The organism is Brevundimonas sp. PWP3-1b1, assembly GCF_049896065.1.
Classification (GTDB): domain Bacteria; phylum Pseudomonadota; class Alphaproteobacteria; order Caulobacterales; family Caulobacteraceae; genus Brevundimonas; species Brevundimonas intermedia_B.
In genome coordinates, this window is the sequence record NZ_JAFCTO010000001.1 from 700164 (window position 1) to 724437 (window position 24274).

22 protein-coding genes are annotated in these 24274 nt (G+C 68.5%); 12 read left to right on the top strand and 10 right to left on the bottom strand.

The genetic code is table 11. The annotated features are described in order from the left end of the window. Window positions 1-109 precede the first annotated feature (109 nt). A complete protein-coding gene (locus tag ACP69V_RS03365) occupies window positions 110-847 on the top strand; it encodes a helix-turn-helix domain-containing protein (RefSeq protein WP_426022640.1) in 738 nt (245 codons plus the stop codon). On the opposite strand, the gene ACP69V_RS03370 is transcribed toward ACP69V_RS03365, so the two are convergent. Both ACP69V_RS03370 and cydD read right to left on the bottom strand, forming a co-directional pair. Beyond that, entirely contained in the window at window positions 844-2487 is a 1644-nt protein-coding gene (locus ACP69V_RS03370) for an amino acid ABC transporter ATP-binding/permease protein (RefSeq protein WP_426022641.1), read from the bottom strand. The two genes, ACP69V_RS03365 and ACP69V_RS03370, sit on opposite strands and share 4 nt — an antisense overlap. After that, on the bottom strand, window positions 2484-4100 hold the full coding sequence (gene cydD / locus ACP69V_RS03375) for a thiol reductant ABC exporter subunit CydD (protein WP_426022642.1): 1617 nt from the start codon (window positions 4098-4100) through the stop codon (window positions 2484-2486). Before cydD ends, ACP69V_RS03370 begins: the two co-directional genes overlap by 4 nt. A 196-nt stretch (window positions 4101-4296) precedes the next feature. Here cydD and ACP69V_RS03380 point away from each other — a divergent pair, with 196 nt between their 5' ends. Genes ACP69V_RS03380 through cydX form a run of 3 tightly spaced genes read left to right on the top strand, consistent with a single transcriptional unit; the run spans window position 4297 to window position 7217 of the window. Beyond that, window positions 4297-5877: a cytochrome ubiquinol oxidase subunit I gene (locus tag ACP69V_RS03380; RefSeq protein WP_426024026.1), complete on the top strand. Its 1581-nt coding sequence runs from the start codon at window positions 4297-4299 to the stop codon at window positions 5875-5877. A gap of 25 nt (window positions 5878-5902) precedes the next feature. Continuing rightward, the gene (gene cydB / locus ACP69V_RS03385; RefSeq protein WP_426022643.1) at window positions 5903-7051 is read left to right on the top strand and encodes a cytochrome d ubiquinol oxidase subunit II; all 1149 of its coding nucleotides are present in this window, start codon (window positions 5903-5905) and stop codon (window positions 7049-7051) included. 19 nt (window positions 7052-7070) lie between these two features. Next, entirely contained in the window at window positions 7071-7217 is a 147-nt protein-coding gene (gene cydX / locus ACP69V_RS03390; RefSeq protein ID WP_346494748.1) for a cytochrome bd-I oxidase subunit CydX, read from the top strand. An 85-nt stretch (window positions 7218-7302) separates the two neighbouring features. Here cydX and ACP69V_RS03395 read toward each other — a convergent pair whose 3' ends face one another. Next, entirely contained in the window at window positions 7303-9816 is a 2514-nt protein-coding gene (locus tag ACP69V_RS03395) for an ABC transporter permease (protein WP_426022644.1), read from the bottom strand. Further along, window positions 9813-10505 (bottom strand): ABC transporter ATP-binding protein, encoded by a 693-nt coding sequence (locus ACP69V_RS03400; RefSeq protein ID WP_426022645.1) that lies wholly within the window; start codon window positions 10503-10505, stop codon window positions 9813-9815. Before ACP69V_RS03400 ends, ACP69V_RS03395 begins: the two co-directional genes overlap by 4 nt. A gap of 174 nt (window positions 10506-10679) precedes the next feature. Between ACP69V_RS03400 and ACP69V_RS03405 the strand changes: the two genes are divergently transcribed. Together ACP69V_RS03405 and ACP69V_RS03410 are read left to right on the top strand one after the other, a co-directional pair. Continuing rightward, entirely contained in the window at window positions 10680-11276 is a 597-nt protein-coding gene (locus tag ACP69V_RS03405) for an arylesterase (protein WP_426022646.1), read from the top strand. Between the two features lie 162 nt (window positions 11277-11438). Beyond that, window positions 11439-11651 (top strand): hypothetical protein, encoded by a 213-nt coding sequence (locus ACP69V_RS03410; protein WP_426022647.1) that lies wholly within the window; start codon window positions 11439-11441, stop codon window positions 11649-11651. A 75-nt stretch (window positions 11652-11726) separates the two neighbouring features. On the opposite strand, the gene ACP69V_RS03415 is transcribed toward ACP69V_RS03410, so the two are convergent. Further along, window positions 11727-12464, bottom strand: coding sequence for a sterol desaturase family protein (locus tag ACP69V_RS03415; protein ID WP_426022648.1), 738 nt, complete (start codon window positions 12462-12464; stop codon window positions 11727-11729). 44 nt (window positions 12465-12508) lie between these two features. On the opposite strand from ACP69V_RS03415, the gene ACP69V_RS03420 reads away from it, so the two are divergent. The 4 genes from ACP69V_RS03420 to ACP69V_RS03435 all read left to right on the top strand — a co-directional run bounded on the left by ACP69V_RS03420 (window position 12509) and on the right by ACP69V_RS03435 (window position 16040). Further along, on the top strand, window positions 12509-13030 hold the full coding sequence (locus ACP69V_RS03420) for a sterol desaturase family protein (protein ID WP_426022649.1): 522 nt from the start codon (window positions 12509-12511) through the stop codon (window positions 13028-13030). A gap of 142 nt (window positions 13031-13172) precedes the next feature. After that, window positions 13173-14069: a polyprenyl synthetase family protein gene (locus ACP69V_RS03425; RefSeq protein WP_426022650.1), complete on the top strand. Its 897-nt coding sequence runs from the start codon at window positions 13173-13175 to the stop codon at window positions 14067-14069. Beyond that, a complete protein-coding gene (locus tag ACP69V_RS03430) occupies window positions 14059-14976 on the top strand; it encodes an ABC transporter ATP-binding protein (RefSeq protein ID WP_426022651.1) in 918 nt (305 codons plus the stop codon). The genes ACP69V_RS03425 and ACP69V_RS03430 overlap by 11 nt, the downstream gene beginning before the upstream one ends. Beyond that, complete coding sequence (locus ACP69V_RS03435; protein WP_426022652.1) at window positions 14973-16040, top strand: ABC transporter permease; 1068 nt, start codon at window positions 14973-14975, stop codon at window positions 16038-16040. Before ACP69V_RS03430 ends, ACP69V_RS03435 begins: the two co-directional genes overlap by 4 nt. A gap of 4 nt (window positions 16041-16044) precedes the next feature. Here ACP69V_RS03435 and ACP69V_RS03440 read toward each other — a convergent pair whose 3' ends face one another. The 3 genes from ACP69V_RS03440 to crtY are packed head-to-tail and all read right to left on the bottom strand — an operon-like array spanning window position 16045 to window position 19633. After that, window positions 16045-16977 carry a phytoene/squalene synthase family protein gene (locus ACP69V_RS03440; RefSeq protein WP_346496201.1) on the bottom strand — a complete coding sequence of 311 codons (933 nt, stop codon included), beginning with the start codon at window positions 16975-16977 and terminating at the stop codon, window positions 16045-16047. Then, window positions 16974-18455, bottom strand: a complete 1482-nt coding sequence (locus ACP69V_RS03445) for a phytoene desaturase (RefSeq protein ID WP_346496203.1) — start codon at window positions 18453-18455, stop codon at window positions 16974-16976. The genes ACP69V_RS03440 and ACP69V_RS03445 overlap by 4 nt, the downstream gene beginning before the upstream one ends. Next, window positions 18455-19633: a lycopene beta-cyclase CrtY gene (gene crtY / locus ACP69V_RS03450; protein WP_426022653.1), complete on the bottom strand. Its 1179-nt coding sequence runs from the start codon at window positions 19631-19633 to the stop codon at window positions 18455-18457. The genes ACP69V_RS03445 and crtY overlap by 1 nt, the downstream gene beginning before the upstream one ends. A gap of 79 nt (window positions 19634-19712) precedes the next feature. Here crtY and ACP69V_RS03455 point away from each other — a divergent pair, with 79 nt between their 5' ends. Beyond that, window positions 19713-20480: a fatty acid desaturase gene (locus tag ACP69V_RS03455; RefSeq protein WP_426022654.1), complete on the top strand. Its 768-nt coding sequence runs from the start codon at window positions 19713-19715 to the stop codon at window positions 20478-20480. A 156-nt stretch (window positions 20481-20636) separates the two neighbouring features. Here ACP69V_RS03455 and ACP69V_RS03460 read toward each other — a convergent pair whose 3' ends face one another. Together ACP69V_RS03460 and ACP69V_RS03465 are read right to left on the bottom strand one after the other, a co-directional pair. Then, a complete protein-coding gene (locus ACP69V_RS03460) occupies window positions 20637-21719 on the bottom strand; it encodes a glycoside hydrolase family 5 protein (RefSeq protein ID WP_426022655.1) in 1083 nt (360 codons plus the stop codon). Window positions 21720-21841: 122 nt separating this feature from the next. Continuing rightward, complete coding sequence (locus ACP69V_RS03465; RefSeq protein ID WP_426022656.1) at window positions 21842-23077, bottom strand: MFS transporter; 1236 nt, start codon at window positions 23075-23077, stop codon at window positions 21842-21844. A 118-nt stretch (window positions 23078-23195) separates the two neighbouring features. Between ACP69V_RS03465 and ACP69V_RS03470 the strand changes: the two genes are divergently transcribed. Then, on the top strand, window positions 23196-24230 hold the full coding sequence (locus ACP69V_RS03470) for a LacI family DNA-binding transcriptional regulator (RefSeq protein ID WP_426022657.1): 1035 nt from the start codon (window positions 23196-23198) through the stop codon (window positions 24228-24230). The last annotated feature ends 44 nt before the right edge of the window (window positions 24231-24274 follow it).

The window sequence follows — 24274 nt, forward strand, 5'->3', positions numbered from 1 at the left end:
TTTGAGGAGCCAGGCACAGCCGTACATACCGGCGAATAGGAACCTGCTCTAGCTCGTGATTGCGTGATGTCAGCACCACGTCTAGTCATGGTGTGATCAGGAGGGCTGAATGATCGAACTGCGCTCTCTGTCCGCCGATTGCGCCGAGAGACGTCGGGAGTCCGTATGCTCGACTTGCGGCGCCCGTGCGCTCAGCGTGTGTGCCGGTCTTTCGCCGGAAGACCTGTCTCGGCTCGACGCCATTGCGGAAAGGATATCTCTGGCCGCCGGCGACGTGCTGGCGCGCGAGGATGACCCGGCAATCAGCGTCTTCAACATCACTTCCGGCACGGTGCGAATCTACAAGCTGCTGGCGGACGGACGACGCCAGATCATCGGGTTTCTGTTCGCGGGGGATTTTCTCGGGCTGGCGGCGGGCGAGCGCTATGCTGTGTCCGCAGAGGCGATAGAGGACACGACCCTGTGTCGGTTCCGTACGTCGGAGTATCGGGCGCTGGCGCGCGAACGGCCCAGCCTGGAATCGGCCCTGCTGGAGCGGGCGATGCATGAGTTGGCCGTGGCCCAGAGCCAGATGATGCTGCTCGGCCGCAAGACGGCGCGGGAGCGTCTGGCCAGCTTCCTGCTGGACATGCTGGAGCGTGACCCTGTGCGCCCCTCGATCGACACGATCGTGCGGCTGCCCATGACGCGGTCCGAGATCGCGGACTATCTGGGCCTGACCATAGAGACGGTCAGCCGCGAGCTGACGAAGTTCAAGACCTCCGGCGTCATCCATGCCCTGTCGTTGCACGAGATCCAGATCGAACGGCCTGACCGGCTCCGGGCCTTGGCGGACGGCGCCCTCTAGGCGGCGTGGTCGCGACGTGGCTTGAAGAGGATGCGTCCGTCGATATCGCGTCCATCCACGCGGATCGATCGCTCGCACATCGCCATCGGCGGCATGCGGTGGCTGACGAGAATGAGGCCCTGGCCGCGCGCGCCAATGCGTCGCCGAAGCGCCTCCAGCACAAGGGTTTCGGTCGTGGCGTCAAGGCCCTCGGTCGGTTCGTCCAGCACCAGCCAGGGCGCGTCGCGCAGATAGGCGCGGGCCAGGCCCAGGCGACGGCATTCGCCGCCTGACAGACGCTCGCCGTTCGGCCCGACGGCTGTGTCGAGGCCCAGGGGCTCCGCCCGGATCCGGTCGCCCAGCGCCGCGTCGTCCAGCGCCTCCCATAGGGCCGCGTCGTCCGCAGGACCGGCAAGCCACAGGTTGTCGCGCACCGTTCCGTTCAGCAGCCGCACGTCCTGGGCGGCATAGGCGAACAGGGCGCGGCGATCCTCTGGCGCGATCTCGGCGGCGTCCACGCCGTCCAGACGCATCTCGCCGGCGACGGGCGCCCTGAGCCCGATCAGACGTTCGATCAGGGTGGTCTTTCCGGCGCCCGACGGGCCGAACAGGCCGAGACGGAATGGCGGGATCAGGTCCGCGTCGAGCGCGTCGAGGCCCAGGGCGGCGCCGTGGAGTCCATGGTGTGCAGCAGCGGGCGGCGCCGGGACGGCGGCCTCCAGTCGCGACAGGGCCTGACGGGCGGCCCCGTTCTGGTGCAGGGCGGCGACCAGCCCGCCGGCGGATTCCACGCCCATGACCGCCGCCAGGGCCGCCAGGGCGATCAGGGGCAGGTCGGCGCCGTAAGCGCCGGGGACGACGACGCCCACGGCCAGGGCCGTCGCGACGGCTTGCCAGGCGGCCATCCAGCCCCCGGATCGGGCCAGCGCCATCTGGGCCTGATCGTGATCGGCGGCGACCGCAGCGACCTGTGCGGCGGCCCAGTCGTTCAGGCCATAGGCCTTGAGTTCGGGGGCGGCGGCCTCCAGCGCGGCGAGGCGGTCCTTGAGCACGCCCACGCCGATCTGGGCGGCGCGACCGGCGGGATCGGCGAGGCGACGGGCGATAAGGACGCCCCCGATGCAGGTTGCGGCCATGGCGCACGACAGGGCCAGGCCCGCCAGAGGCGAGCCGAGGCTGGCCAGCAGGACGGCGCAAGCCGCGCCCGCGCCCAGGCTCCAGGGCACGGAGCGGCGCACGAACAGGGTCTGGACCGCGTCCACGTCCTGTACCAGACGGGCGGAGACCTCGCCGGACGACAGGCTCAGCGCGCGCTCGGCCGGGCCGGCGGCGATGGCGTCGAACAGCTGGGGGCGAAGGCGGGCCAGGGCCTTCAGCGCAGCCTCGTGACCGGCGACACGCTCGACGTAGCGGCCGCCGGTGCGGATGATGGCCAACAGGCGGATGACGGCGCTGGGCATCATATAGTTGAAGCTCTGGGCCGCCGCCGCGCCCGCCAGGCCCGCGAAGGCCGCGCCGGTGATGAACCATCCCGACAGACCCAGCAGGCAGACGGCCGAAACCGATACGACAGCGCCAGCCGCCGCCGCCAGCCGAAGCCGGGCGCGCTGAGCCTGAGCCTGGGCGGCGATCAGGCCGGCGACGCGCGACGGGGCGCTCACAGCCGCACCACGCGGTCGGCCAGGGCGGCGACCGCCGGAGAATGAGTGGCGATCAGGGTGGTGCGGCCACGCACGGCCTGGCGGATGACGTCGAGCATGGCGCGTTCGGCGGCCGGGTCCAGATTGGCGGTCGGCTCGTCCAGCAGCAGCAGCGGGGCGCGCTTCAGGATGGCGCGAGCCAGGCCCAGGCGACGGCGTTCGCCACCCGACAGGCCGCCGCCGCGCTCGTCGATGCATCGATCCAGATCGCCGGACAGCCCGGCCGTGCGCGCCGCCAAGGCGATCCGGCCGGGGCAGGCGGTGCGATCAGCGAGGGCGATGTTCTCGGCCAGGGTTCCGGGCGCCACGATCGGGTGCTGGCTGGCCCAGGCGACGCGGCCGGCGATGTCGCCGCAAAGGCCTAGCCGCTCGCCGCCCACCTCGACCTCGCCGCGCGTCAGGGGCGCGAGGCCGAGCAGCAGATGCAGAAGGCTGGACTTGCCCGCGCCGCTGGCGCCCATCACGGCGACGATCTGGCCCGACGTGATGTCGAGGTCGAACCCGTCGATCACCGGCGCGGCGTCGTCATAGGCGATGGCGACGTCGTGGAAATGGATGGCGGGCGCCAAGTCGCCGAAGGGCGCGCGCAGGGCCGGAACTGGGGCCGGGCGCGGGTCTGGCGTGATCATGGACGGCACGGCGGCCTCGGCGGCCTGTCGATCATGATAGGCGGCGGCGAGGCGGCGCAGGGGCGCATAGACCTCGGGCGCCAGGGCCAGGACGAAGAAGGCGCGCGGCAGGTCTAAGGTCTCGGGAACCGGAAAGGGCAGCAGCCGCAGCAGGTTGAAGCCGCAGTAGACGGCGATCAGCGCGACGGACAGGGCCGAAAAGAACTCCAGCACGCCCGACGACAGGAAGGCGATGCGCATGACGCGGGTGGTGCGGCGCTCCAACTCGTCCGAGGCCTGGGCGATCTGGGCGGTCGTGCGGCCCACGGCGTCGAAGGCGAGGATGGCGGGCAGGGTGCGGATACGGTCGATGAACAGGCCGGACAGCCGCTCCAGGGCCTGGAACTGACGACGGCTCTCGCCGGCGGCGGCCGTGCCCGCCAGGGCCATGCCGACGATGAAGGGGAACAAGGTGAACAGCAGAACGCCCGCCGACACCGGGCTGGCGATCGCGGCGGCGGCGATGATCAGCAGCGGCGATGCGCCGGCGGCGAGGCGCAGGGGCGCAAACCGGGAATAGTAGCCGTCCAGCGCGCCGACGCCCTCGACCAGGGCCGTCAGCCGATCGCCGGATCGCCGTCCCCGCCCGAACAGGTCCGACAGCAGGCGCCCGCGCACATCGGTCTTGATCGCCCGGCCCAGGCGCGCGCCGACGATCACGGCCGCCTGGCCGATCAGGCCGCGCGCGACCAGGCTGAATACCGCCAGAGCCAGCCAGGGCGCTGCGGCGGCGGGCGAGACTGTCAGGTTGGCGATCGTCAGGGCCAGGCCCGCGGCAAACCCAATCGCCGGAACCACGTCGGCGACGCTCAGCAGGCCCGCCAGCAGCGTCAGCCGACGCCACGGCCGGGCGACCTGCTTGAGCCAGGCGGCTGCAGAGACGGGGGCGATCGGCACGGCGCTCATCGACGGACTCCAGCACCCGGCCTAGACCGTGCGCCACTGGACAAAACGTCGTTGGACCAAACGTCCAAGGACCGACCGTCCAATAGGAGCCGGCGTTCGCGGGCGCTTTGATCGAGATCAAGGCGGCATACCCGTCAAGCTTCTACGGCCGAGGAAACGTCGGTCGTGCAGACCGATTCTTCGGAGCAACGCCATGATCGACCTCGCGGTCGTCGACCTGTCCCGGCTGCAGTTCGCGCTGACGGCCCTCTATCACTTCCTGTTCGTGCCCCTGACGCTGGGGCTGTCGTTCATGCTGGTGATCATGGAGTCGATCTATGTGATGACCCGCCGGCCGATCTGGCGGACCATCACCCGCTTTTGGGGCGTCTGCTTCGGCATCAACTTCGCCCTGGGCGTGGCGACCGGCATCACCATGGAGTTCCAGTTCGGCATGAACTGGAGCTACTACAGCCACTATGTCGGGGACATCTTCGGGGCGCCGCTGGCCATCGAGGGGCTGATGGCCTTCTTCCTGGAAGCGACCTTCGTGGGGCTGATGTTCTTCGGCTGGGACAAGCTGAAGCCGTCGGCCCACCTGTTCGTCACCTTCATGGTCGCCCTGGGCACCAATCTTTCAGCCCTGTGGATTCTGATCGCCAACGGCTGGATGCAGAACCCGGTCGGCGCCGCCTTCAACCCTGACACCATGCGGATGGAGGTCACGGACTTCATGGCCGTGCTGTTCAATCCGGTGGCCCAGGCCAAGTTGGTCCACACCGTTTCGGCCGGCTATGTCTGCGCTTCCGTCTTCGTGTTGGGCGTGTCGGCCTACTACCTGCTGCGCGGCAAACATGTCGGCTTCGCGAAGCGGTCGATGACCGTGGCCTCGGCCTTCGGTCTGGCGGCGTCGCTGTCGGTCGTCGTCCTGGGCGACCAGTCCGGCTATGCCCTGACCGACAACCAGAAGATGAAGCTCGCCGCGCTGGAAGCCATGTGGCGCACCGAGCCCGCGCCGGCCGGCCTGACCCTGATCGGCATCCCCAGCATGAAGGATCGCGAGACCCACTACGGCGTCCATGTGCCGTGGGTCATGGGCCTGATCGCGACCCGAACCATCGACAAGCCGGTCGAGGGCATCTTCGAGCTGGTCGCCACGGCCGAGACGCGGATCGAATCCGGTGTCATCGCCTATGACGCGCTGGAGAAGGTCAAGGCCGACCCCGCCGATCCGGCGGCGCGCGCCCTGTTCGAGACCCATCGCCGCGACCTGGGCTATGGCCTCCTGCTGAAGCGCCACGTCGCCGATCCACGCATGGCCTCGCCCGAACTGATCAAGCAGACGGCGTGGGACACGGTGCCGAACGTGCCCGCCCTGTTCTGGAGCTTCCGCATCATGGCCGGGGTGGGCATGTTCATGATCGCCCTGTTCGGCACGGCCTTCGTGCTTTGCACACTGCGCAAACACGACACCCGCTGGTTCCTGAGGATCGCGGTCCTGGCCATCCCCCTGCCGTGGGTCGCCATCGAGTTCGGCTGGATCCTGGCCGAGTTCGGGCGTCAGCCCTGGGCGGTAGAAGGCGTGCTGCCGACCTTCCTGGGCGCCTCGTCGCTGAGCGTGCCGCAACTGTGGGCCACCATCGTCGGCTTCACCCTGCTGTACGGCGCCCTGGCCGTGGTGGAGGTGCGGTTGATGCTCCACGCCATCAAGAAGGGGCCCTTCCACGAACAGGAGATGTTCGGCGAATCGACCCCAGAAGCCCCGGACGTGCGCCCGCTCGCGCCCGCCGTGGCCTGACCCAGATCTCTTAGGACATCCGACCATGGATCTTCCCCTCGACTTCGCCACCCTGCGCCTGATCTGGTGGGGCCTGCTGGGCGTGCTGCTGATCGCCTTCGCCCTGACCGACGGGTTCGACCTGGGCGTCGGCGCCCTTCTGCCCTTCGTCGCCAAGACGGACGAGGAGCGCCGCATGGTGATCAACACCGTCGGCGCGACCTGGGAAGGCAACCAAGTGTGGTTCATCCTGGGTGGCGGCGCGATCTTCGCCGCCTGGCCCTTCGTCTACGCCGTCAGCTTCTCGGGCTTCTACCTGGCCATGTTCCTGGTGCTGTCGGCCCTGATCCTGCGGCCGGTGTCGTTCAAATACCGGTCCAAGCGACCGTCGCCCCGGTGGCGGGCCTTCTGGGACTGGGGCCTGTTCGTCGGCGGCTTCGTTCCGGCCCTGGTGTTCGGGGTTGCGGTCGGCAACGTCCTGCTGGGCGCGCCCTTCCGTCTGGATAGCGATCTGCGGTCCTTCTACGACGGCAGCCTGCTGGGCCTGTTCACCCCCTTCAGCCTTATCGCGGGCCTGTTGTCGGTCGCCATGCTGGTGCTGCACGGCGCGGCCTGGCTGTCGATCAAGGCGGAGCAAGGGCCGGTGCTGGAGCGCGCGCGTCTGATCGGTACGGTCGCCGGGGTTCTGGCTCTGGTGCTGTTTGCGGCTGGCGGCCTGTATGTCGCCTATGGCGGTCTGGGCTACCGGATCACCGGCGTGCTGGACGTCAACGGCTTCTCCAACCCGTTGCGCACGACGGTTCAGGCCGCACCCGGCGCCTGGCTGGACAACTATGGCCGTTATCCCTGGATGATGATCGCCCCGGCGCTCGGCTTCCTCGGCGCGGTGGTGGGCTTGGTCGGCCTGTGGCGTCGGTCTGCGCCCCTGGCGTTCGGCGGGTCGTCCCTCTCGACCGTCGGGATCATCTCGACCGTCGGTCTGTCGATGTTCCCCTTCATCCTGCCCAGTTCGATCGATCCGCAGTCCAGCCTGACGGTGTGGAACGCCTCGTCCAGCCACCTGACCCTGTTCATCATGCTCATCGTGACGGCGATCTTCCTGCCGCTGATCCTGATCTACACGACGTGGGTCTATTCCGTGCTGTGGGGCCGAACCTCGACCGCCGCCCTCAAGACCAACCCCGACCTCTACTGAGCCATAGGAGCTTGTCGCGATGTGGTATTTCTCTTGGATTCTCGGCCTGGGCCTGGCGGTCGGTTTCGGCGTTCTGAACGGCCTGTGGCACGAGTTCCACCTGTTCGACGAGGGCGATGAAGGCCTGTCGGTCGATGCGTCGAAAGAGGGCGATGTTCCCCTCTAGCTCCGTGCGAGCCGGGCGCGGACAAATCCCTTTGGAAGAGCGCCGACCTTCTATTGCGGAACGACTGCTTCGGATGTCGCCGCGGTCAATCCGATCTGAGAACCGGCGCGGGGCGTCGCGACAGAGCGTGCAAGGCCGCCAAGCCGCCGCCCAGAGCCGCGACGCCCGTGGCGCCGGTTAGCAGGAGGACGACGCCGGCCCAGTCCATGCTCCACGTGGCCTTGAAGGCCAGGGTCACGACGGGCCAGGCGCCGGCCGCGCCGAGGAGCAGCCCAGCGAGGCCGGCGATGGCGCCGACCAGGCTGTATTCCACGAGGTAGGCGGTCAGGATTTGAACGTGGGAGCCGCCCAGCACCTTTAGGACGGCCGCCTCGCGCGCCCGTTCGCGCACGCCCGCCGCGATGGCTCCGACCAGAACGAGCAGGCCGGCGAGGCCGGCGACGGCTGCGGCTCCACGTATGGCCAGGGCGAGGCGGTCGAACAGGGTCGCTGCGGCCTCAAGCTGTTCGCGGACGCTGATGACGTTCACTTCGCGGAAGTCTGCGCCAAGCGTCTGGGTCAAAGCCCTTTCCTCGGGGGGTGTAGCGCGGGCGATGGCGACGCTGCGGGGATTGGCGCCTTCGATGGCGGCGGCGTTGAGGACGAGTAGGAAGTTGGTACCGAACCCGCCCGGCTCGGTCCGGCGCAGGGCGGCGATGCGGACGTCCATTTCCCGGCCGAGCAGTTGCAGGGTCAGGCTGTCGCCGACCTTGAGATCGGCGGCTTCGGCCAGATCCCGGGAAAGGGCGATTTGCGGCGGACCGGCGTAGTCGGCGGCCCACCACCGGCCGGAGACGAGGTTCGCATCGTCCGGCGCGCCAGCGAGCGCGGTGAGGAGAATGTCCTGGTCGAAGGCCCAGCGTTCCCCCTGAGGCAGGGCTTCCAGATCGACGGGTGCGCCCTTCAACCGCACGATCCGCCCCGTCAGGAGAGGGAGGCGCCGGTAGCGGTCCGGTCCTGGGTTGGACATCACTTTCGCCACCGCCGCATCGAACGCCGTGCCGCGATCGGCGGGAATTTCTGTGAAGACCACGGACGGGGCCGATCGCGGGGCGACCTCGGTGATCTGACCGAGGAGGCTGGACTGAATGAGCACGACCATGGCCAGAAGCGCGACGCCCAGGCCGATGGCGGGGGAAGCGGTGCGCGCCGCCGAGCGGGGGCCGGCGAGGTTGGCCAGCCCTAAGCGCACCGCGCCGCCGGCGTGTCGTCTCAGGCGGCCGGCCAGGGCTGCCGCCGCCCGGCCGAGCAGCCACAGAAGGGCGAAGGCGACGACCGTGCCGCCGATCAATGCCGCCGCCGCAAGTTTCGACGGCGCGGTCCACAGCGCCAGGCCCGCCAGCCCGATCGCGGCCAGCACGGCGAAGACCAGTTCGACGCTGAGGACGGGGCGGTCGGTGAGCTGGCGACGGAACAGGGACGAGGGCGGGGTCGCGCGGGCGCGAGCCAGGGGCGTGAGGGCGAAGGCGGCGGCCGCCAGAAGGCCGAAAGCCCCGGCATTGACGAGCGGCGCGGGATAGACGGCGAACAGGGCGGGGATGGGCAGGCTGTCTTTCGCCAGCACGCCGATGACGAGCGGCACGACGGCGCCGATTACGAGACCGATGGCGACCCCGACGGCGGCCAGCACCCCGATCTGGATCAGATAGATGTCGCGGATCAGCCCACCCTCTGCACCCAGAGCCTTCAGCGTCGCGATCGACGGCTTGCGGCCTTCCAGATAGGCCGAGACGGCGCCCCCGACGCCGAGCCCGCCGGCCACGAGAGACGCCAGGCCGATGAAGCCGAGGAAGTATTCGAGCTGATCGATCAGTCGCCCGGCGCCGGCGGCGGCCTCGGACCGATCCCGGGCTTCGAGCCGGCTCTGCGGAAACCGTTTTTCGATGCCTGCGATGGCGGCCTTGGGATCGACGTCGGCAGGAAGGGCGATGCGCACCGCCTCGCCGAACAGGCCGCCGGGGGCGAGCAGGCCGGCCCGTTCGACGGCGGGGACCGTCGTCACCACGCGGGGGCCAAGCGCAAAGCCCCGGCCGAGCCGGTCGGGTTCGGCCAGAAGGACGGCGCGCGCGACGAACAGCGTTCCGCCCACCGTGAAGGTGTCGCCGAGCTTGAGGTCGAGGCGGTCCAGCAGGCCCTGTTCGACGACAGCGCCCGCCACGCCGTTCTCGACGCGCAAGGCCGTGGCCAGATCGGGCGCGCCGGACAGTTCGACGGCGCCGACCAGGGGATAGGCGGCGTCGACCCCGCGCATGTCCACCAGGCGACGTTGGCCGCCCGCGGTCTCGGCCATGCCGTTGGCCCGCACCGAATAGGCGACCGGACCCAGGGCGGCGAAGGCGGCGCGCTGGTCGGGGCTGAACCGGCCCTGGTCGAGGCTGAAGACGACGTCGCCTCCAAGGATCTCCCGCGCCTGGCTGGCCAGCCCCTGGCGGAAGGCCTCGGCGGTCGAGCCCGAGGCGGCGATCGCCGCCACGCCCAAGGCCAGACAGGCCAGGAAGATGCGGAACCCCGCAATCCCGGAGCGGAGCTCGCGGCGGGCGAAGCGGAAGGCGAGCCTCATGTGGAGGCCTGCGACGGGGCGACGACCTGGCCGTCGCGCATCGTCACGATCCGGTCCGCGCGCGCGGCGAGACGGTCGTCGTGGGTCACCAGGACCAGGGCCGCGCCGCTGTCGCGCACGAGGTCGAACAGCAGGTCGGCGACCAGGGCGCCGTTGGTCCCGTCCAGATTGCCGGTCGGCTCGTCGGCGAACAGGAGTTCCGGCCCGACGGCCAGGGCGCGGGCCAGGGCGACCCGCTGTTGTTCGCCGCCCGACATCTGGTGGGGATAGTGCGACCGCCGGGCGCCAAGGCCGACCCGCTCCAGCCAGTTGCGCGCCTGCGTGACCGCATCAGGCCGGTGGGCCAGCTCCAGCGGCGCGGACACATTTTCCTCGGCCGTCATATTGGGAAGGAGGTGAAAGCTCTGGAACACCAGGGCGGCGCGACCCCGGCGCAGACGGGCGCGGCCGTCTTCGCCCAGAGCGGCCAGGTCCTGATCGAACAGCATCGCCCGGCCGCGGGTCGGCGTCTCCAGGCCGGCGGCGATGGAGATCAGCGACGACTTGCCCGACCCGGAGGGGCCGACGATGGCGACCGTCTCTCCCGGCGCCACGACCAGGTCCACGCCCCGAAGGATTTCCACGGGTCCTGCGGCCGAGGGCAGGGTGAGGACGACGCCGTCGAGGACGAGCGGAGCGGCTAAAGCCATCGATATGTCGCTTGCTGCATTGGGAGGAGGAAAGGCGGTCCCTATATGGGTGCGCAGATCATGACTCCAAAGCCCTCATCGCCCATGCCGCCCATTCCTCGCCGCACGCTCCTGACCGGAGGTCTCGGGCTCGTGCTCGCCGGATGCAGCCCCTCGAAAGACGAAGCGCCAGAGGTGGACACACCCTCGGCGGCTTCGCCCACGACCACTTCGGGCGCGCCGGAAAAGGTCGTGACCCTTCTGGGGGATTCCATCACTGCCGGCTTCGGCTTGCCGTCGGCCGAGGCTCTGCCGGTGCGACTGGAAGAGGCGTTGCGCGCAAAGGGGCTCAGCGTCAGGGTTCGCGGGGCCGGGGTGTCGGGCGACACGACCGGCGGCGGGCTGGCCCGGGTCGGCTACAGCGTCCAGGACGACACCGATCTTTGCATCGTCGCCCTGGGGGGCAACGACATGCTTCAAGGCGTGGATCCAAAAGCGGTCCGGGCCAATCTGGAGGCCATCATCGCATCGCTGAAGGCGCGCGACATTCCCGTCCTACTGGCGGGGATGAGAGCGCCGCCGCAGTACGGCGCCTACGCCGCCGAGTTCGACCGCATCTTTTCGGATCTTGCGCGCCAGGACGACGTCCCGGCCTACCCCTTCCTGTTGGAAGGCGTGGCCCTGGATCGCCGCTATAACCAGCCAGACGGCATCCACCCCAACGCCCAGGGGGTGCGCATCATCGCCGAGGGTCTGGCGCCGGTCGTGGCGGCCGTACTGTCTGACGGCTAGGAGGTGGCGACGGTCATGGGATCGCCCTTGAACCCCAGTTCGCCCATCGCCATCTCGGGTTTGCCCTTCCTGGGGCGTTTCCTCCCAAATCGACTTCCGGCCTCGTCGCCCTGTGCGACGGGGCTGATTTTTGTCCGGAACGATATCCTGTCCGAGCGCGCCATGCCCAAAGCCAACGACACCGTCCATCTGCGCTTCACCCTGAAGGGCGAGAGCGGTCCATTCTGGCAAACGAACACCACGGTCGCCTCGGTGGGCGGGGGCACCGCTCTGCTCGATGGTCTGGATCGCCAGATCGCCGCACGTGTCGCCGACTTCCGTCGGGCGGGGGAGGGCCGTTGGACGCTCGATTTCGAGGTGCGGTCGAGGCCCTGATCGGATCTCGTTTTCAATCTCGTCCACCTGGGTATGTCCCAGACGCCGACGCCACGACCCCAAGCGGCTGATCGTCTATTCTCGCTGTCGTCGGCCGGGGAGGCTGGTTGAAACCTGAGTTCTGGCCCAGCGGTCCCACATCTGGAAATAGAGACCGTAGTTGCCGTTGAAACGCTTGTGATGGGCGTCGTGGTGGGTGGCGGTGATGAGCCAACGTAATGGTGCGCGGTTCAGCCAGGACTCGGGCCAGACCTCGCGGCCGGCGTGGTTCAACACGGCCGTGGCGGTCATCAGGGTCAGCAGGGCCAGCGCCACGCCCCAGTGGATCGGCACGAACAGGGCCAGGGCCGGCAGGAACCAGGCGGTGGCGACGGCCTCGGCCGGATCGAAGGCGAAAGAGGCGAAGGCGCTGGGGTCGCGCGACCGATGGTGCTCGGCGTGGGCCCAGGGGAAGATACGCGGGTGATGCAGCCCCCGATGGACCCAATAGTAGAAGGCGTCGTGAGCCAGCATATAGACGACGAAGCTGACCGGCAGCCACCACAGCGGCCAGGCGTGAATATCGCCGTAGATCGCGGTCCCGCCCCGCTTCCAGGCCTCCAGCACCAGGGCGGCCGGCAGGGCGTAGATCGGGCAGGAAATCAGAGAGGCGATGATTTCGGCGCGGATGCGTTTTCCGGACGGAGCCTTGTGGTTCAACTGGCGGCCCCGCCCCGGCCCGGCCCACAGCAGCCAGTGGGTCAGAACGCCGACCAAAAGATAGCGCACGCCGATGATCAGGCTGAGCGCGAGGGTCGTGACGAGCAGGTCCATCAGCATGGGCGCACAGACGGCCAAACATATGTCCGGGTCAAGTCGTGGCGGGCGCCGTTCAAACCGCCTATGATGCGATCATGGCCTTGCCGGTGATGATCCTGCTGTTCCTTGTGACCGTCTTCGGGATGGAGGTCTTCGCCTGGGCCATGCATCGCTACGTCATGCACGGCCTGCTGTGGAACTGGCACCGCAGCCACCATGAACCGCACGACGATGTCCTGGAAAAGAACGACCTGTTCGCCGTGGTGTTCGCGGCGCCGGCGATCGTCCTGATAGCGCTGGGCCTGCACGTCTGGGCCTGGGCCCTGCCGATCGGCCTGGGCGTGACGGCCTATGGGATGATCTATTTCTATTTCCACGACGGGCTGGTGCATCGGCGATTCCCGACCGGCGTCGAAGGCCGTTCAGGCTTCTGGACGCGGCGCATCCAGGCCCATCGCCTGCACCACGCGGTGCGGACGAAAGAAGGCTGCGTCTCGTTCGGCTTTCTGTGGGTGCGTTCGGCGCGAGCGCTGAAGGCCGAACTGACCCAGAAGCGCGGCTCTTCCAGCAGCGGCGTCTGAGCCAGCCGGTTTTCTTGAATCTCTCCTGACCGGGAAACACGGCGACGGCGGCTTGCATCCGACGCGGTCGTGATGCCGTATGCGATCACAACGGTTCGGATCGTCGTCGCAACGCGACGGTAGGCGACACCAGGAGACCTGTATGGCGATCGTCGGCGCGAGGCCCCAGCCGCCCGTGGCATGCGAACCTTGCGCGCCCGACGACATGCGTCTGCGGGTCCAGTCACGCCTGACCGAACTGGCGCCGTCGTCGGACAGCCTGCTGTCGCTTGCGGCGCGCGAGGCCTTGCTGGGACAGGGAAAACGGGTCCGCCCTGTGCTGGCCATGCTGGCGGCGGCCCATGTGGGCGGGCGTCCCGACGATGCGCTGGATTATGGCTGCGCGCTGGAGATGGTCCATGCGGCGTCTTTGGTGCTGGACGACCTGCCTTGTATGGACGACGCGGTCCTGCGGCGGGGGCAGCCGACGCTGCATCGCCGCCACGGTGAGGATGCGGCCGTGCTGGCGGCGGTGGCCCTGCTGAACCAGTCCACACGACTGATTCTGCAAAGCCGGCTGCCGGCCGAGGTGCGGCTGTCCACGCTGGACCTTTTGACGCAGGCCGTCGGTTTTGACGGTCTGGCCGAGGGGCAGATGCGCGACCTGCGCGACGATGCGCAAGAGCGTGACGCCGTGGCCCTGCGTCAGATCAACGACCTGAAGACCGGCACCCTGTTCGTGGCGACGGTGCGCGGCGGCGGCCTGCTGGGCGGGGGCGACGTCGACGACCTGGCCCGGCTGTCGGACTTCGGTGAGGCGGTCGGTTTCGCCTTCCAGCTCTATGACGATCTGCTGGACGCCTGTTCGACCACCAGCGCCGTCGGCAAGGATGTCGGCCAGGATCAGGACACGATCACCTTCGTCGATCTGTGGGGCGAAGGGCGGGTCCGCGCGGCGGTGCGTCAGTCGCTGTCCAGGGCGGCCGAGGCGGTCGGCCACGACAGCCCCCTGACCCTCTATGTCCGCGATCTCTTTCAGCAGGCCGATCTTGGGATCTAGCGTCACGCCGGCGCTGGTCCTGGACGGAATAGAGGCCGGTTATGACGGCCGGCCGGTGCTGCGGGATTTCAGCCTGACCCTGAACGCGGGCGAGGTATACGCCCTGCTGGGCGCGAACGGCGCGGGCAAGTCGACGGTGGCGCGCGTCGCCTGCGGCCTGCTGCCCGTGCGCCGGGGGCGCGTGGCGGTGGGCGATGGAACCCAGACACGCGCCCGCATCGGTTTGGCGCCCCAGGACAGCGCCCTGTTTCCCGCCTTGTCGCCGCGCGAGAATGTCGAGGTGACGGCGCGGCTTTGCGGGGTCGCGCGCGACGCCCGCCGCGCGGCGGTGGACCGCGCTCTTGATCTGACCGGCTGCGGCCCGCGCGCGGATCAGCCGGTGCGCACCCTGTCCGGCGGATGGCGACGGCGCGCGAACCTGAGCGCCGCCCTGGTCGGACAGCCCCGATTGCTGATTGCGGACGAGCCGACGGAAGGGGTGGACGCCGGCACGCGCGGCGTCCTGTCTGCCGCCCTGCGCGAGACGGTCAAGGCGGGCGCCGGCTGCCTGTTGATCAGCCACGACGCGGTCTTCGTGTCCGATACGGCGGACCGGATCGGCGTGTTGGCGCAGGGTCGGCTGTTGGCCGAAGGCGCGCCGAACGCCCTGTTGCATCAGGCCTTCGGCGCGGCGCGGCTGCTCAGCATTCGTCTGACACGACCGGCCTCGGAAGCCGCCGCCCAATGGTTCACTCAGGCCGGCTTGACCCAAGCCGACGACAGGCTGGAATGGCGTCGCCTCTGCGACGATGCGCTCGCCGTCGCCCAGATGCTGGCCGCTGTGGTCGATGGCGAGGGGGGCGAGGTCGCGGTTCGCCGGCCGGGGCTGGACGATCTGGTCGCGCATCTGTCGGGGACGTCGTTATGATGGCCGTGCCGGGCGCCTGGGCCAGGGGTTTCTGGCGCGACCGGGCCGGGGTGGTGCTGACACTGTTGCTGCCGCCGCTCGTCTATCTGCTGTTCGCCGCCATCTTCGGCGCGGGCGCGCGGGGCGAGATCGACACGGCCGTCGTCATGCACGATGCGGCGCGCACTCCGGCGACGGCGGCGATGCACGACGCCCTGGCGCGCGACATGGGCGACCGGCTGCGCACGGTCGAGGATGCAGGCGAGCTGGAGCGTGCGGTGATCGACGGTCGCGCGGACGCCGGCATCCTGATCCGTCCCTCAGCCGGACGCCCGCCCCAGGTCGTGGTGGTGTCCGCCGCCGGTCGCGACGTGGCTGCGGCGGCGCTTCAGGCGCGGGTGGAGCCGATGGCGGCGGCCCTGTCCGGCCAGGTCGCGCCGCCCACCACGCGCGTCGCGACAGTGCAGGTCGGTCCGACCGGCGATGTCCAGGCCGCCTATTACGCCGGGGCGGTCAGCGTGATGTTCGTCTTCTTCGCCGCCATGCACGGGGCCATGGGCGGACTGGACGAGCGCCGTTCGGGACTTCAGGCACGGTTGGCCCTGGCGAGGGGCGGCCTGGCGCCGATCCTGGCCGGGCGAGCGGCGTGGCTGACGGTCGTGGGGGTGATGCAGTCGGCCGCCGTCTTCGTCGCGGCCTGGGCGAAACTGCCCGATCTTGCGCCATGGCAGTTGGGGGCAGGGGCCGTGACGGCGGTTCTGGTCGGGTTTTCGGCGGCGGGCTTAGCCCTGGCGCTGACGGCGGCGTGTCGATCACGCGAACAGGCCCAGCCCCTGACCACCTTCGTCGTCCTGCTGCTGGCGGCGCTGGGCGGGTCGATGGCGCCGCGCTTCCTGATGCCCGAGGCCTTCCGCGCCCTGGGCTGGATCACGCCGCACGCCTGGGCCATCGAGGCCTATCAGGCCGTGATCTGGCGGGCCGAGTTCACGCCGGGCGTCGTCGCCGGCTGGGCGGTTCTAGGCGCCCTCGGCGCGGCAGGCCTGGGGGTGTCTCTGGTTCTGGAACGGCGTCGCGCGGCGCGCTAAGCCTTCAGACGTGGGTCCACAAAGCGGGACGCGGCGGCGGCTCGCGCCAGGCGTCCAGCGTCTTGCACCACAGGGCGATCAACCCGCCACGCCCCAGCAGCATCAGCTTGCCCGCCTTGTCGACCGAGGTCCGACCGTCCCAGGCCGCCGGCCCGGCGCGCGAGACATGGCGACCGATCGACCGATAGACGCCGCGCGCCGTGGCGATGGCCCAGGCCGAACGCGGGTTCAGATCGCGAAGGCCCCACCGGGCCGAGGCGTAGAAGGGTTCGGCCGCCGCGACCAGGCGCTGGGCGGTGCGGGCGACGGCGGCGCGGTGCTGGGGCTGATCGACCTGATCGCGCGGCACCCCGGCCTCGTCCAGCCAGGCGCCCGGCAGATAGACCCGCCCGCCCTTCGCATCCTCGACCACGTCGCGCGCGATGTTGGTCAGTTGGAAAGCCAGCCCCAGGTCCTGGGCGCGACGCAGGGTAGGCGCGTCCTCGACTCCCATGATCCGGGCCATCATCACCCCGACCACGCCCGCGACGTGATAGGCATAGTCCAGCGTGTCCTCCAGCGTGTCGTAGCGCCGCCCGACCACGTCCATCTCGAACCCGTGCAACAGGTCCATGGCCTCTTCGGCCGGGATTGAATGACGATCCGCCACGCGCTGGAAGGCGGTGAAGACCGGGTCGGTCTGCGGCTCGCCGGCCAGGGCCGCCGCCGTGCGGGCGCGCAGTTCGGCCAGCTTTTCGCCCGCCAGCACCGGGTCGATGCCGACCGCGCCGTGGCCCAGCACCTGGCCGTCGATCTCGTCGTCGCAGTGTCGGCACCACGAATACAGCATCCAGGCGTCGTCGCGGATCGCCGCCGGGAACAGGCGCGCGGCGGCGGCGAAGCTCTTGGACCCCTGCTCCATCGCCTGGCGGCTGTGGTCCAGGACGGCGTCGGTCATGCCGGCTGCCTCGCGTCTTCGATCATCAGGGCGGCCGTGGCCTTGGCCGAGCCGACCACGCCGGGCACGCCTGCGCCCGGATGGGTGCCGGCGCCCACGAAATAGAGGTTCGGGATTTGGTCGTCGCGATTGTGCACCCGGAACCAGGCGCTTTGGGTCAGGATCGGCTCCAGCGAGAAGGCCGAGCCTTGGTGAGCGTTCAGCTGGTCTCGGAAATCGACGGGCGTGAAGATGCGGCACGTGTCGAGGTCCGCCGTCAGGCCGGGGATGTAGCGTTCTTCCAGATAGGCCAGAATCCGGTCGCGATAGCGCGGCCCCTCGACCTCCCAATCGATGTCGGCCGAGGCCAGGTGCGGCACGGGCGCCAGCACGTAGAAGGCGTCGCAACCCTCGGGCGCCAGGGACGGATCGGTCCGCGTCGGTGCGTGCAGATACAGCGAAAAATCGTCGGGAAGGTCCGGCCCCTTGAAGATTTCGGCGATCAGTTCGCGATAGCGCGGGCCGAACAGCACCGTGTGGTGGCGCACCTCCGGGTGAACCCGCTTCAGGCCGAAATAGATGACGAACAGCGACATGGAATGGCGGCGCGACGCCAGCTTGGCGCCCTCCTTGCGACCGCGCGGCTCCTGGCCCAGCAGGCGCTGATAGGTGTGGACCACGTCGGCGTTGGAGGCGACCATGTCGAAGGCCAAGGTCTCGCCGCCCACGACCACGCCGGTCGCGCGGCCGTTCGCCATCGTGATCCGTTCGACCGGACTGTTCAGCCTGACCTCGCCGCCCAGGTCTTCAAGCAGGCGCACCATGGCCTGGATCAGGGCGCCGGTGCCGCCACGCGGGAACCACACGCCCCAGCGCCGCTCCAGCGCATGGATCAGCGCATAGATCGACGAGGTCGCGAACGGATTGCCGCCGACCAGCAGGGAGTGGAAGCTGAACGCCTGGCGCAGGTGCTCGTCCTGAATGAAGCTGGCCACCTTGTCATAGACCGACCGCCAGGCCTGAAGCCGCATCAGCTCGGGCGCCGCCTTGATCATGCTGGCGAAATCCAGGAACGGCACGGCCCCCAGCTTCAGATAGCCTTCCTTCAGCAGGTCCTCGGAATAGGCCAGGAACTTGCGATAGCCTTCCTTGTCCGCCGGATTGCGCGCCACGATCTGGCGATCCAGCTCGTCCTGGTCGTTGACGTAATCGAACACGTCGCCGTCTTCCCAGCACAGCCGATAGAAGGGGGCGACCGGCAGCAGTTCGACATAGTCCGACAGCTTGCGCCCGCTGGCCTCGAACAGTTCCTCCAGCGCCGACGGATCGGTGATGACGGTGGGACCGGCGTCGAAGGTGTAGCCCTTGTCCTTAAAGACATAGGCCCGGCCGCCCGCCAGATCGCGCGCCTCGAACACCGTGGTCTGGATGCCCGCCGACTGCAGCCGTATGGCCAGCGACAGCCCCCCGAAACCCGATCCGATCACTGCAGCCCGCATCACGCACGTCCTTTTTCGACCAGACAGGTCAATGCGGCGCCCAGGGGCACCGGGGGTTTTCCGCTCAGGATCCGCGCCTTGTCGGCGAGGGTGGACCCGGCGGCGTAGAAGCGTTCGATCAACGGCTGGGGCAGACGATAGAACCGCTCCAGCACCCTGTATCGTTCTTCGGGGCGCGCCGCGCGAAACAACATCCGATTCAGCAACCGATAAAAACCTCGCCCGGCCCATACGTCGCCCGCATGGCGGCGGATTTCGGCGCCCAGGCTCGCGCCTTCGAAATCTTTCGCCAACCGGTCCGCCAGATGATCGGCCAGGCGCACGGCGTCCGGCAGGGAATAGCCGGTCGTCGGATGAAACAGTCCGGCACGCAGGCCGCTCAACGCAGTCGGCCCCATGCGGGTCAGGTGCGCGGCGATGTCGCCGTCCAGGGCCACGGGCAGGACGCCGTCCTCCTCCCTCAGCACCGTCTCGATGACCCACCCCTGCTGTGCGGCATAGTCGCGCACGCCCTGCCTGAACACGTCGCGATCCAGTTCGGCGCCGTCGGTATAGCGGGTGTCCTCGATCAACAGGGTTCGGTCGTCGAACGGCAGGGTGTAGAGGAAGCGATAGCCCCCCGCCTGATCGACGCGGGCGTCCATGACGATGGGTGCGGTCAGGCCGTGCGGCGCCGCCAGTCGAACCTCCAGCCCGACGAACTTCTGGAAGCCCAGCGCTAGGTCCGGCGTGGCGACCGGCCCTCGCCCGTCGATGACCGCCCTCGCCTTCAGCCGCCGACCGTCGGCCAGCACCGCCTCGGTCTCGGACACCGACGCGACCGGCGCCCCCAGCATGATCCGGCCGGGCAAGGCCGCGCTGACCACCGCCGCGAACCGTTCGGCCGTCACGCTGCGATAGCCGGTGGAAAGGTTGCGCTCGAACTGCGGAAACCGAACCGCATAACCGGGCCAGCGATGCACGACCAAGGCGTCGATCCAGCCGTGCTGCACCGCCGTCAGATCGCCCTCGAAGAATGACCAGGTGTGCACGCCGCCCAGCGTCTCGGCCGCCTCGACGATGCGGACATCCAGGTCGGGCCGAAGCTGCGACAGGCGCAGCGCCAACAGACCGTTGGCGAGGCCGCCGCCGATCAGGAGGAGGTCGGGCCCGGAGGTGTCAAAGGCGTCGGCCTGCATTCCCGACAGGTGGCACGCGACGACGAATGCGGCAAGCGAGCAGGATGCTTACCCGCCCACAGTGCGCTAGTGTCGCGCCATGTCCGCCGTCTCCCCTGCGCCCCGGATCGTCCCGAACCAGACCCTGATCGGTCTGACGCTCGCCGGGATGATCGCGTCGGCCTGGCTGGTTCTGCATATCTACGGCGTCTATTTTCATCGCTGGACGGCGTGGAGCGTTCTGATCGCCCCGCTGATCGTCGCCATCCAGACCTGGTTGTCCGTCGGCCTGTTCATCGTAGCGCACGACGCCATGCACGGATCGCTGGCGCCGGGCCGGCCCAGGCTGAACGTCGCGGTCGGCAGCCTGGCTCTGGGCCTCTACGCCGGTTTCCGGTTCACGCCGCTGAAGACCGCCCATCACGACCATCACGCCGCGCCCGGCACGCCGGACGATCCCGACTTCCATGCCGACGCCCCGCGCGCCTTTCTTCCGTGGTTCTACGGCTTCTTTCGCACCTATTTCGGCTGGCGCGAGCTGGCCGTTCTGAGCCTGTTGGTCTGCATCGCCGTGTTCGCCTTGGGCGCGCACGTCCCGAACCTGCTGGTCTTCTGGGCCGCCCCGGCCCTGCTCTCGGCGCTCCAGCTCTTCACCTTCGGCACCTGGCTGCCCCACCGCCACACCGACGACGCCTTCCCCGACCACCACAACGCCCGCAGCAGCCCGTTCGGCCCTGTCCTGTCCCTGCTGACCTGCTTCCACTTCGGCCGCCACCACGAGCACCATCTGACCCCGTGGAAGCCCTGGTGGCGGCTGCGGCGCGCATCTGAGGTTGATCGCTCAGCCCAAGGTCGGGCCGGAGCGTGAACGGCGAACCTGCTCGGCATAGGCGAACAGGGCTCCGATCCTCAGATGCGAAATCGACCGCATCCACGCCTCCAGCCGCCGCTCTCCGGCGACGCCGGTTCTGAGACCGATCCGAGCCTTGCCAAACACGTCCCTCTTTGTTGGACGTCGTCGCATTCAGGTGCACGCGGGATTGAAACGTTCGTGTCCTGACCAGGTGCAGGCGCCGCCGATGCAGTCGATCAGGTTGCTGGGGAAGCTGTTGGTTTCGTGGTCGTAGACCTGGAACCAGCCACCGTCGTCCCAAACGGCGGTCGGCATGCGAAAGGCCTTGGCGTGTACGGCGTCGAAGCGCGCGTACCAGTGACGGATGTTGTTGCAATCCATCTCGTTCAGACGGCTTTTCCAGCCCACGCCCCATTCGCCGATGAAGATCGGCATGCCGTTGCCGGTGGTCGAAGACCATTTGGCCATGACTTCCATGGGGCTGGCGATGTCATCGTCGGTCCAGGGATCGGCATAGTCGCCCTGATGGTCGCCGTTGAAGGTCCAGGGGCTGTAATGGTGGAACGTGGCCATGACATACGGGTCGCGGCCGCCGCCGACAGCATCGAGGTTCGGCCATGTCGCGGCCATTTCCGCAGCTCCGAACCACTGATTGCCGCCGATCACGACGACGCGGCGGGGATCGGCCCGTCGGATGCGCGCATAGGCGGCGCCGGTCATGCCGCGCAGAGTATCGGGGGGCATGGGCTGATGATTGCTGAGATGCGGCTCGTTCAGAATTTCAAACAGCAGCCGACCATCCCGATCCCCGAACAAGTCGCTGATTTCGGCCCATAGCTGGGCCAGAACGTCGGCGCGTCCGTCGTCCTTGAGGCGGGTCTCATGATGAGCGTTGATCACGACATAAAGCCCAGGCTGAGCCAGGGCGTAGTCAACGACCGCTTCAAGTTCCCGGAGGCGGGGCGAGTTCCGGTTCAGAAGGCCTGTGTCTGGGTGGGCGAGGGCGCTGCCGCCGACGTCTTCCGTCCAGGTCACGGGGATGCGCAAGGTCCTGAATCCTCGTGCGTAATAGGCGTCGATCTTGGGCCGGGCGGCGGCGAGCGTCGGGGGATGCTGGCTGTTGTCGAACATCTGTCCGAGATTGAAGCCGTAGCCCATCGCATCGGCCGCCTGTCGCGCAGTGGGCCTGTCGGAGGCTCGCGCTTCTGAACACAGCAGGGAGACGCACAGGCCGGCGATCGCGATCAGCGACATCGGCGCCCAGCCTCGCGCAAAGCTATTCGACATTGACGCCTCTCCCAAAGATTCAGGCGATGGCAACAGGATGACAGCGCTGTCGTCAATCGTCCGCCGTCAGTTTGATCGACACCCGGGCGTCAGCGGAGCCGCCTCACTCCCAGGACCGCCATGCCGCCGACCAGCGCGATGATCGCGGCGGCGCCCATCAACTGAGGCCAAGCCTGGCGATCCGGACCTAGGGCGACGATGGCGACGATGGGAGCCAGAACCGTGGGCAAGGTGTTCGTCAGATTCATGATCCCCAGGTCGCGGGCCGTGTCGCGACGCGACGGCAGAACCTGGGCCACGAGGGCGGCGTCGACGGTGGTGTAGAGGCCGAAGCCGACGCCGTAGATGCCGTAACCGATAAGCGGACCCGGCCAGCCCGGCCAGACGGCGAAGACCCCCAATCCACTGGCCATCAGCACCGCAGCCGCCACGATGAAGGCCTTGCGCCGGTTGAGCCGATCCGACGCCAGCCCGCCCAGAAAGCCGGACGCGAGCACCAGGACGGTGGACAGGGTGATCAGCCGCGCCAGTCCGCTTTCGACCGTGGCGCCGGGAAACTGCTCTGCATAGTGCGCGTGATCGGCGAGGTAGAAGAGCATGTAGGCGTTCACGATGCTGGCGGCGATCTGCAGAAAGAACCGCGACAGCCAGGCGAACCCGAAGTCGGACGAAAGCCTTGGCATCAGCGGCGTGCGGCCGACGGACGAGGGGGAGGCGGGGGTGTCCCGGTAGATCACCAGAAAGGGCGACAGGCAGGCGACGACCAATAGGCCGAGCAGCGCCATTCGCTCAGGGGCGCCCATCAGAATCGGGTGGGTGATCAGGACGCCGCTTGCGGCGCCCAAAGGCGCGCCCAGACCAAGAAACGCGGCGACGCGGCCCTTCTGCCGGTCCGGGACCTGGTCCGCCAGTACGGCCGTCAGGGGGGCGAACATCATGTTGAAAGCGAACTGAAAGAGTATCACGCCGAGGACCAGAGGAATCGGCCCGTCGGCCGCCGCGATCACGCCGTAGGCGACAATCACCCCGATCAGGCCCGCCGCAATCCACGGGCGACGACGTCCCAGTCGGTGACGAGTGCGGTCGCTGGCCCACCCGACGGCCAGATTGGTCCCGCTGGCAACCACCGCGCCCAGCAGGGTCACGAGGCTCAGCAGTCCGATTTTGTCGTTCGGCGACAGGGCCTGGGCCTGCAGGGGCACAAGCAGGCTGAGCAGGGGAACGAACGCGATGAAGGCCCCGACGTAGGCCAAGGTCAGGGTGGCGACGAAACCGGCGCTGACGGGGGGCGTGGAGGCGGCCTCGATATCCAGATCAGCCTTCATTCCGGGCGACTGTGGCCAAACTCGATTTCGGGGGCGAGCGAAATCTTGCGTGTGGCGCATCAACGACCGCATATTCGCGCTTGCGGACTTGGGGCCGTTGGAAGAGGACGCCGCCGCAATGACTGCGACGATCTATGATGTCGCCGCCCTCGCCGGCGTCTCGATCAAATCCGTATCTCGCGTGCTGAACGGCGGCCCCAATGTCAGCTCCACGCTGGAAGCAAAAGTGAAGGCGGCCGTTGAGCAACTCGACTATCGGCCCAGCCTGTCGGCGCGCACTCTGGCGGGCGCCTCTTCCTATCTTATCGCCGCCTTTGTGGACGCGGAGCTGACGCTGGAGCACTGGCGAAGCGGACGTGGCAACGACTATCTCAGTCGGCTGGAATATGGGGCGCTGGTCGAATGTCGTCGCTCCGGCCATCACCTGTTGGTCGAACTGGTGGACTATGGCTCGCCCAGCTTGGAGGCCCATCTGTTGTCGCTGCTGCGCTCGCTGCGGCCGGACGGCGTATTGCTGACGCCGCCCAACTCCGACGATCCGCGTGTTCTGGATGTTCTGGAACGCCATGGGACTCCGTTCGTACGGCTGGGCGCGGAAGCTCACCTGGATCGAGGAATGCGGGTGTTCATGGACGACCGTCAGGCCGCAGTCGACATGACGAATCACCTGATCGCCGCAGGACATCGGCGGATCGGTTTCATTTCCGGCCCCGAAAGCTATGCGGCCAGCCGGGCCCGGCGCGAGGGCTTCAGAACCGCCATGGCCGACCAAGGCCTGACGGTCGATCCTTCCTTGGTGGTCGAAGGCGATTTCACCTTCGAGGCGGGTCGAATCTCGGGGGGCAGACTGCTGGGCCTGAAGGATCGCCCTACTGCGATCTTCGCCTCCAACGACGATATGGCGCTTGGCGTCCTTAACGCGGTGACGGCGGCAGGCCTGGGCGTTCCGCGCGATGTCGCCGTCGCTGGATTCGACGATACGCCCAGTTCGATGTTGAGCACGCCGCCTCTGACAACCATCCGCCAGCCGGTCACCGAGATGGCTGCCGCCGCCACACGTCTGTTGCTGCCAGCCTCTCGTGGGCAGACAGGACAGGCCGAACAGGTGGAGTATTCGTTGGTGGAACGGCTCTCAACGGCGGTTGCGCCCTAAAAATCATCTTCGGTTGACAGCGCTGTCAAACAAGGACAGTTTGA

Coding starts and splice junctions, on each gene's coding strand:
- ACP69V_RS03410 (WP_426022647.1), top strand. CDS start 11,439: ATGCCCAAAGCCAACGACACCGTCCATCTGCGCTTCACCCTGAAGGGC.
- ACP69V_RS03395 (WP_426022644.1), bottom strand. CDS start 9,816: ATGAGGCTCGCCTTCCGCTTCGCCCGCCGCGAGCTCCGCTCCGGGATT.
- ACP69V_RS03470 (WP_426022657.1), top strand. CDS start 23,196: ATGACTGCGACGATCTATGATGTCGCCGCCCTCGCCGGCGTCTCGATC.
- cydX (WP_346494748.1), top strand. CDS start 7,071: ATGTGGTATTTCTCTTGGATTCTCGGCCTGGGCCTGGCGGTCGGTTTC.
- ACP69V_RS03460 (WP_426022655.1), bottom strand. CDS start 21,719: ATGTCGCTGATCGCGATCGCCGGCCTGTGCGTCTCCCTGCTGTGTTCA.
- crtY (WP_426022653.1), bottom strand. CDS start 19,633: ATGCAGGCCGACGCCTTTGACACCTCCGGGCCCGACCTCCTCCTGATC.
- ACP69V_RS03455 (WP_426022654.1), top strand. CDS start 19,713: ATGTCCGCCGTCTCCCCTGCGCCCCGGATCGTCCCGAACCAGACCCTG.
- cydD (WP_426022642.1), bottom strand. CDS start 4,100: ATGAGCGCCGTGCCGATCGCCCCCGTCTCTGCAGCCGCCTGGCTCAAG.
- ACP69V_RS03435 (WP_426022652.1), top strand. CDS start 14,973: ATGATGGCCGTGCCGGGCGCCTGGGCCAGGGGTTTCTGGCGCGACCGG.
- ACP69V_RS03425 (WP_426022650.1), top strand. CDS start 13,173: ATGGCGATCGTCGGCGCGAGGCCCCAGCCGCCCGTGGCATGCGAACCT.
- ACP69V_RS03465 (WP_426022656.1), bottom strand. CDS start 23,077: ATGAAGGCTGATCTGGATATCGAGGCCGCCTCCACGCCCCCCGTCAGC.
- ACP69V_RS03400 (WP_426022645.1), bottom strand. CDS start 10,505: ATGGCTTTAGCCGCTCCGCTCGTCCTCGACGGCGTCGTCCTCACCCTG.
- ACP69V_RS03365 (WP_426022640.1), top strand. CDS start 110: ATGATCGAACTGCGCTCTCTGTCCGCCGATTGCGCCGAGAGACGTCGG.
- cydB (WP_426022643.1), top strand. CDS start 5,903: ATGGATCTTCCCCTCGACTTCGCCACCCTGCGCCTGATCTGGTGGGGC.
- ACP69V_RS03445 (WP_346496203.1), bottom strand. CDS start 18,455: ATGCGGGCTGCAGTGATCGGATCGGGTTTCGGGGGGCTGTCGCTGGCC.
- ACP69V_RS03440 (WP_346496201.1), bottom strand. CDS start 16,977: ATGACCGACGCCGTCCTGGACCACAGCCGCCAGGCGATGGAGCAGGGG.
- ACP69V_RS03415 (WP_426022648.1), bottom strand. CDS start 12,464: ATGGACCTGCTCGTCACGACCCTCGCGCTCAGCCTGATCATCGGCGTG.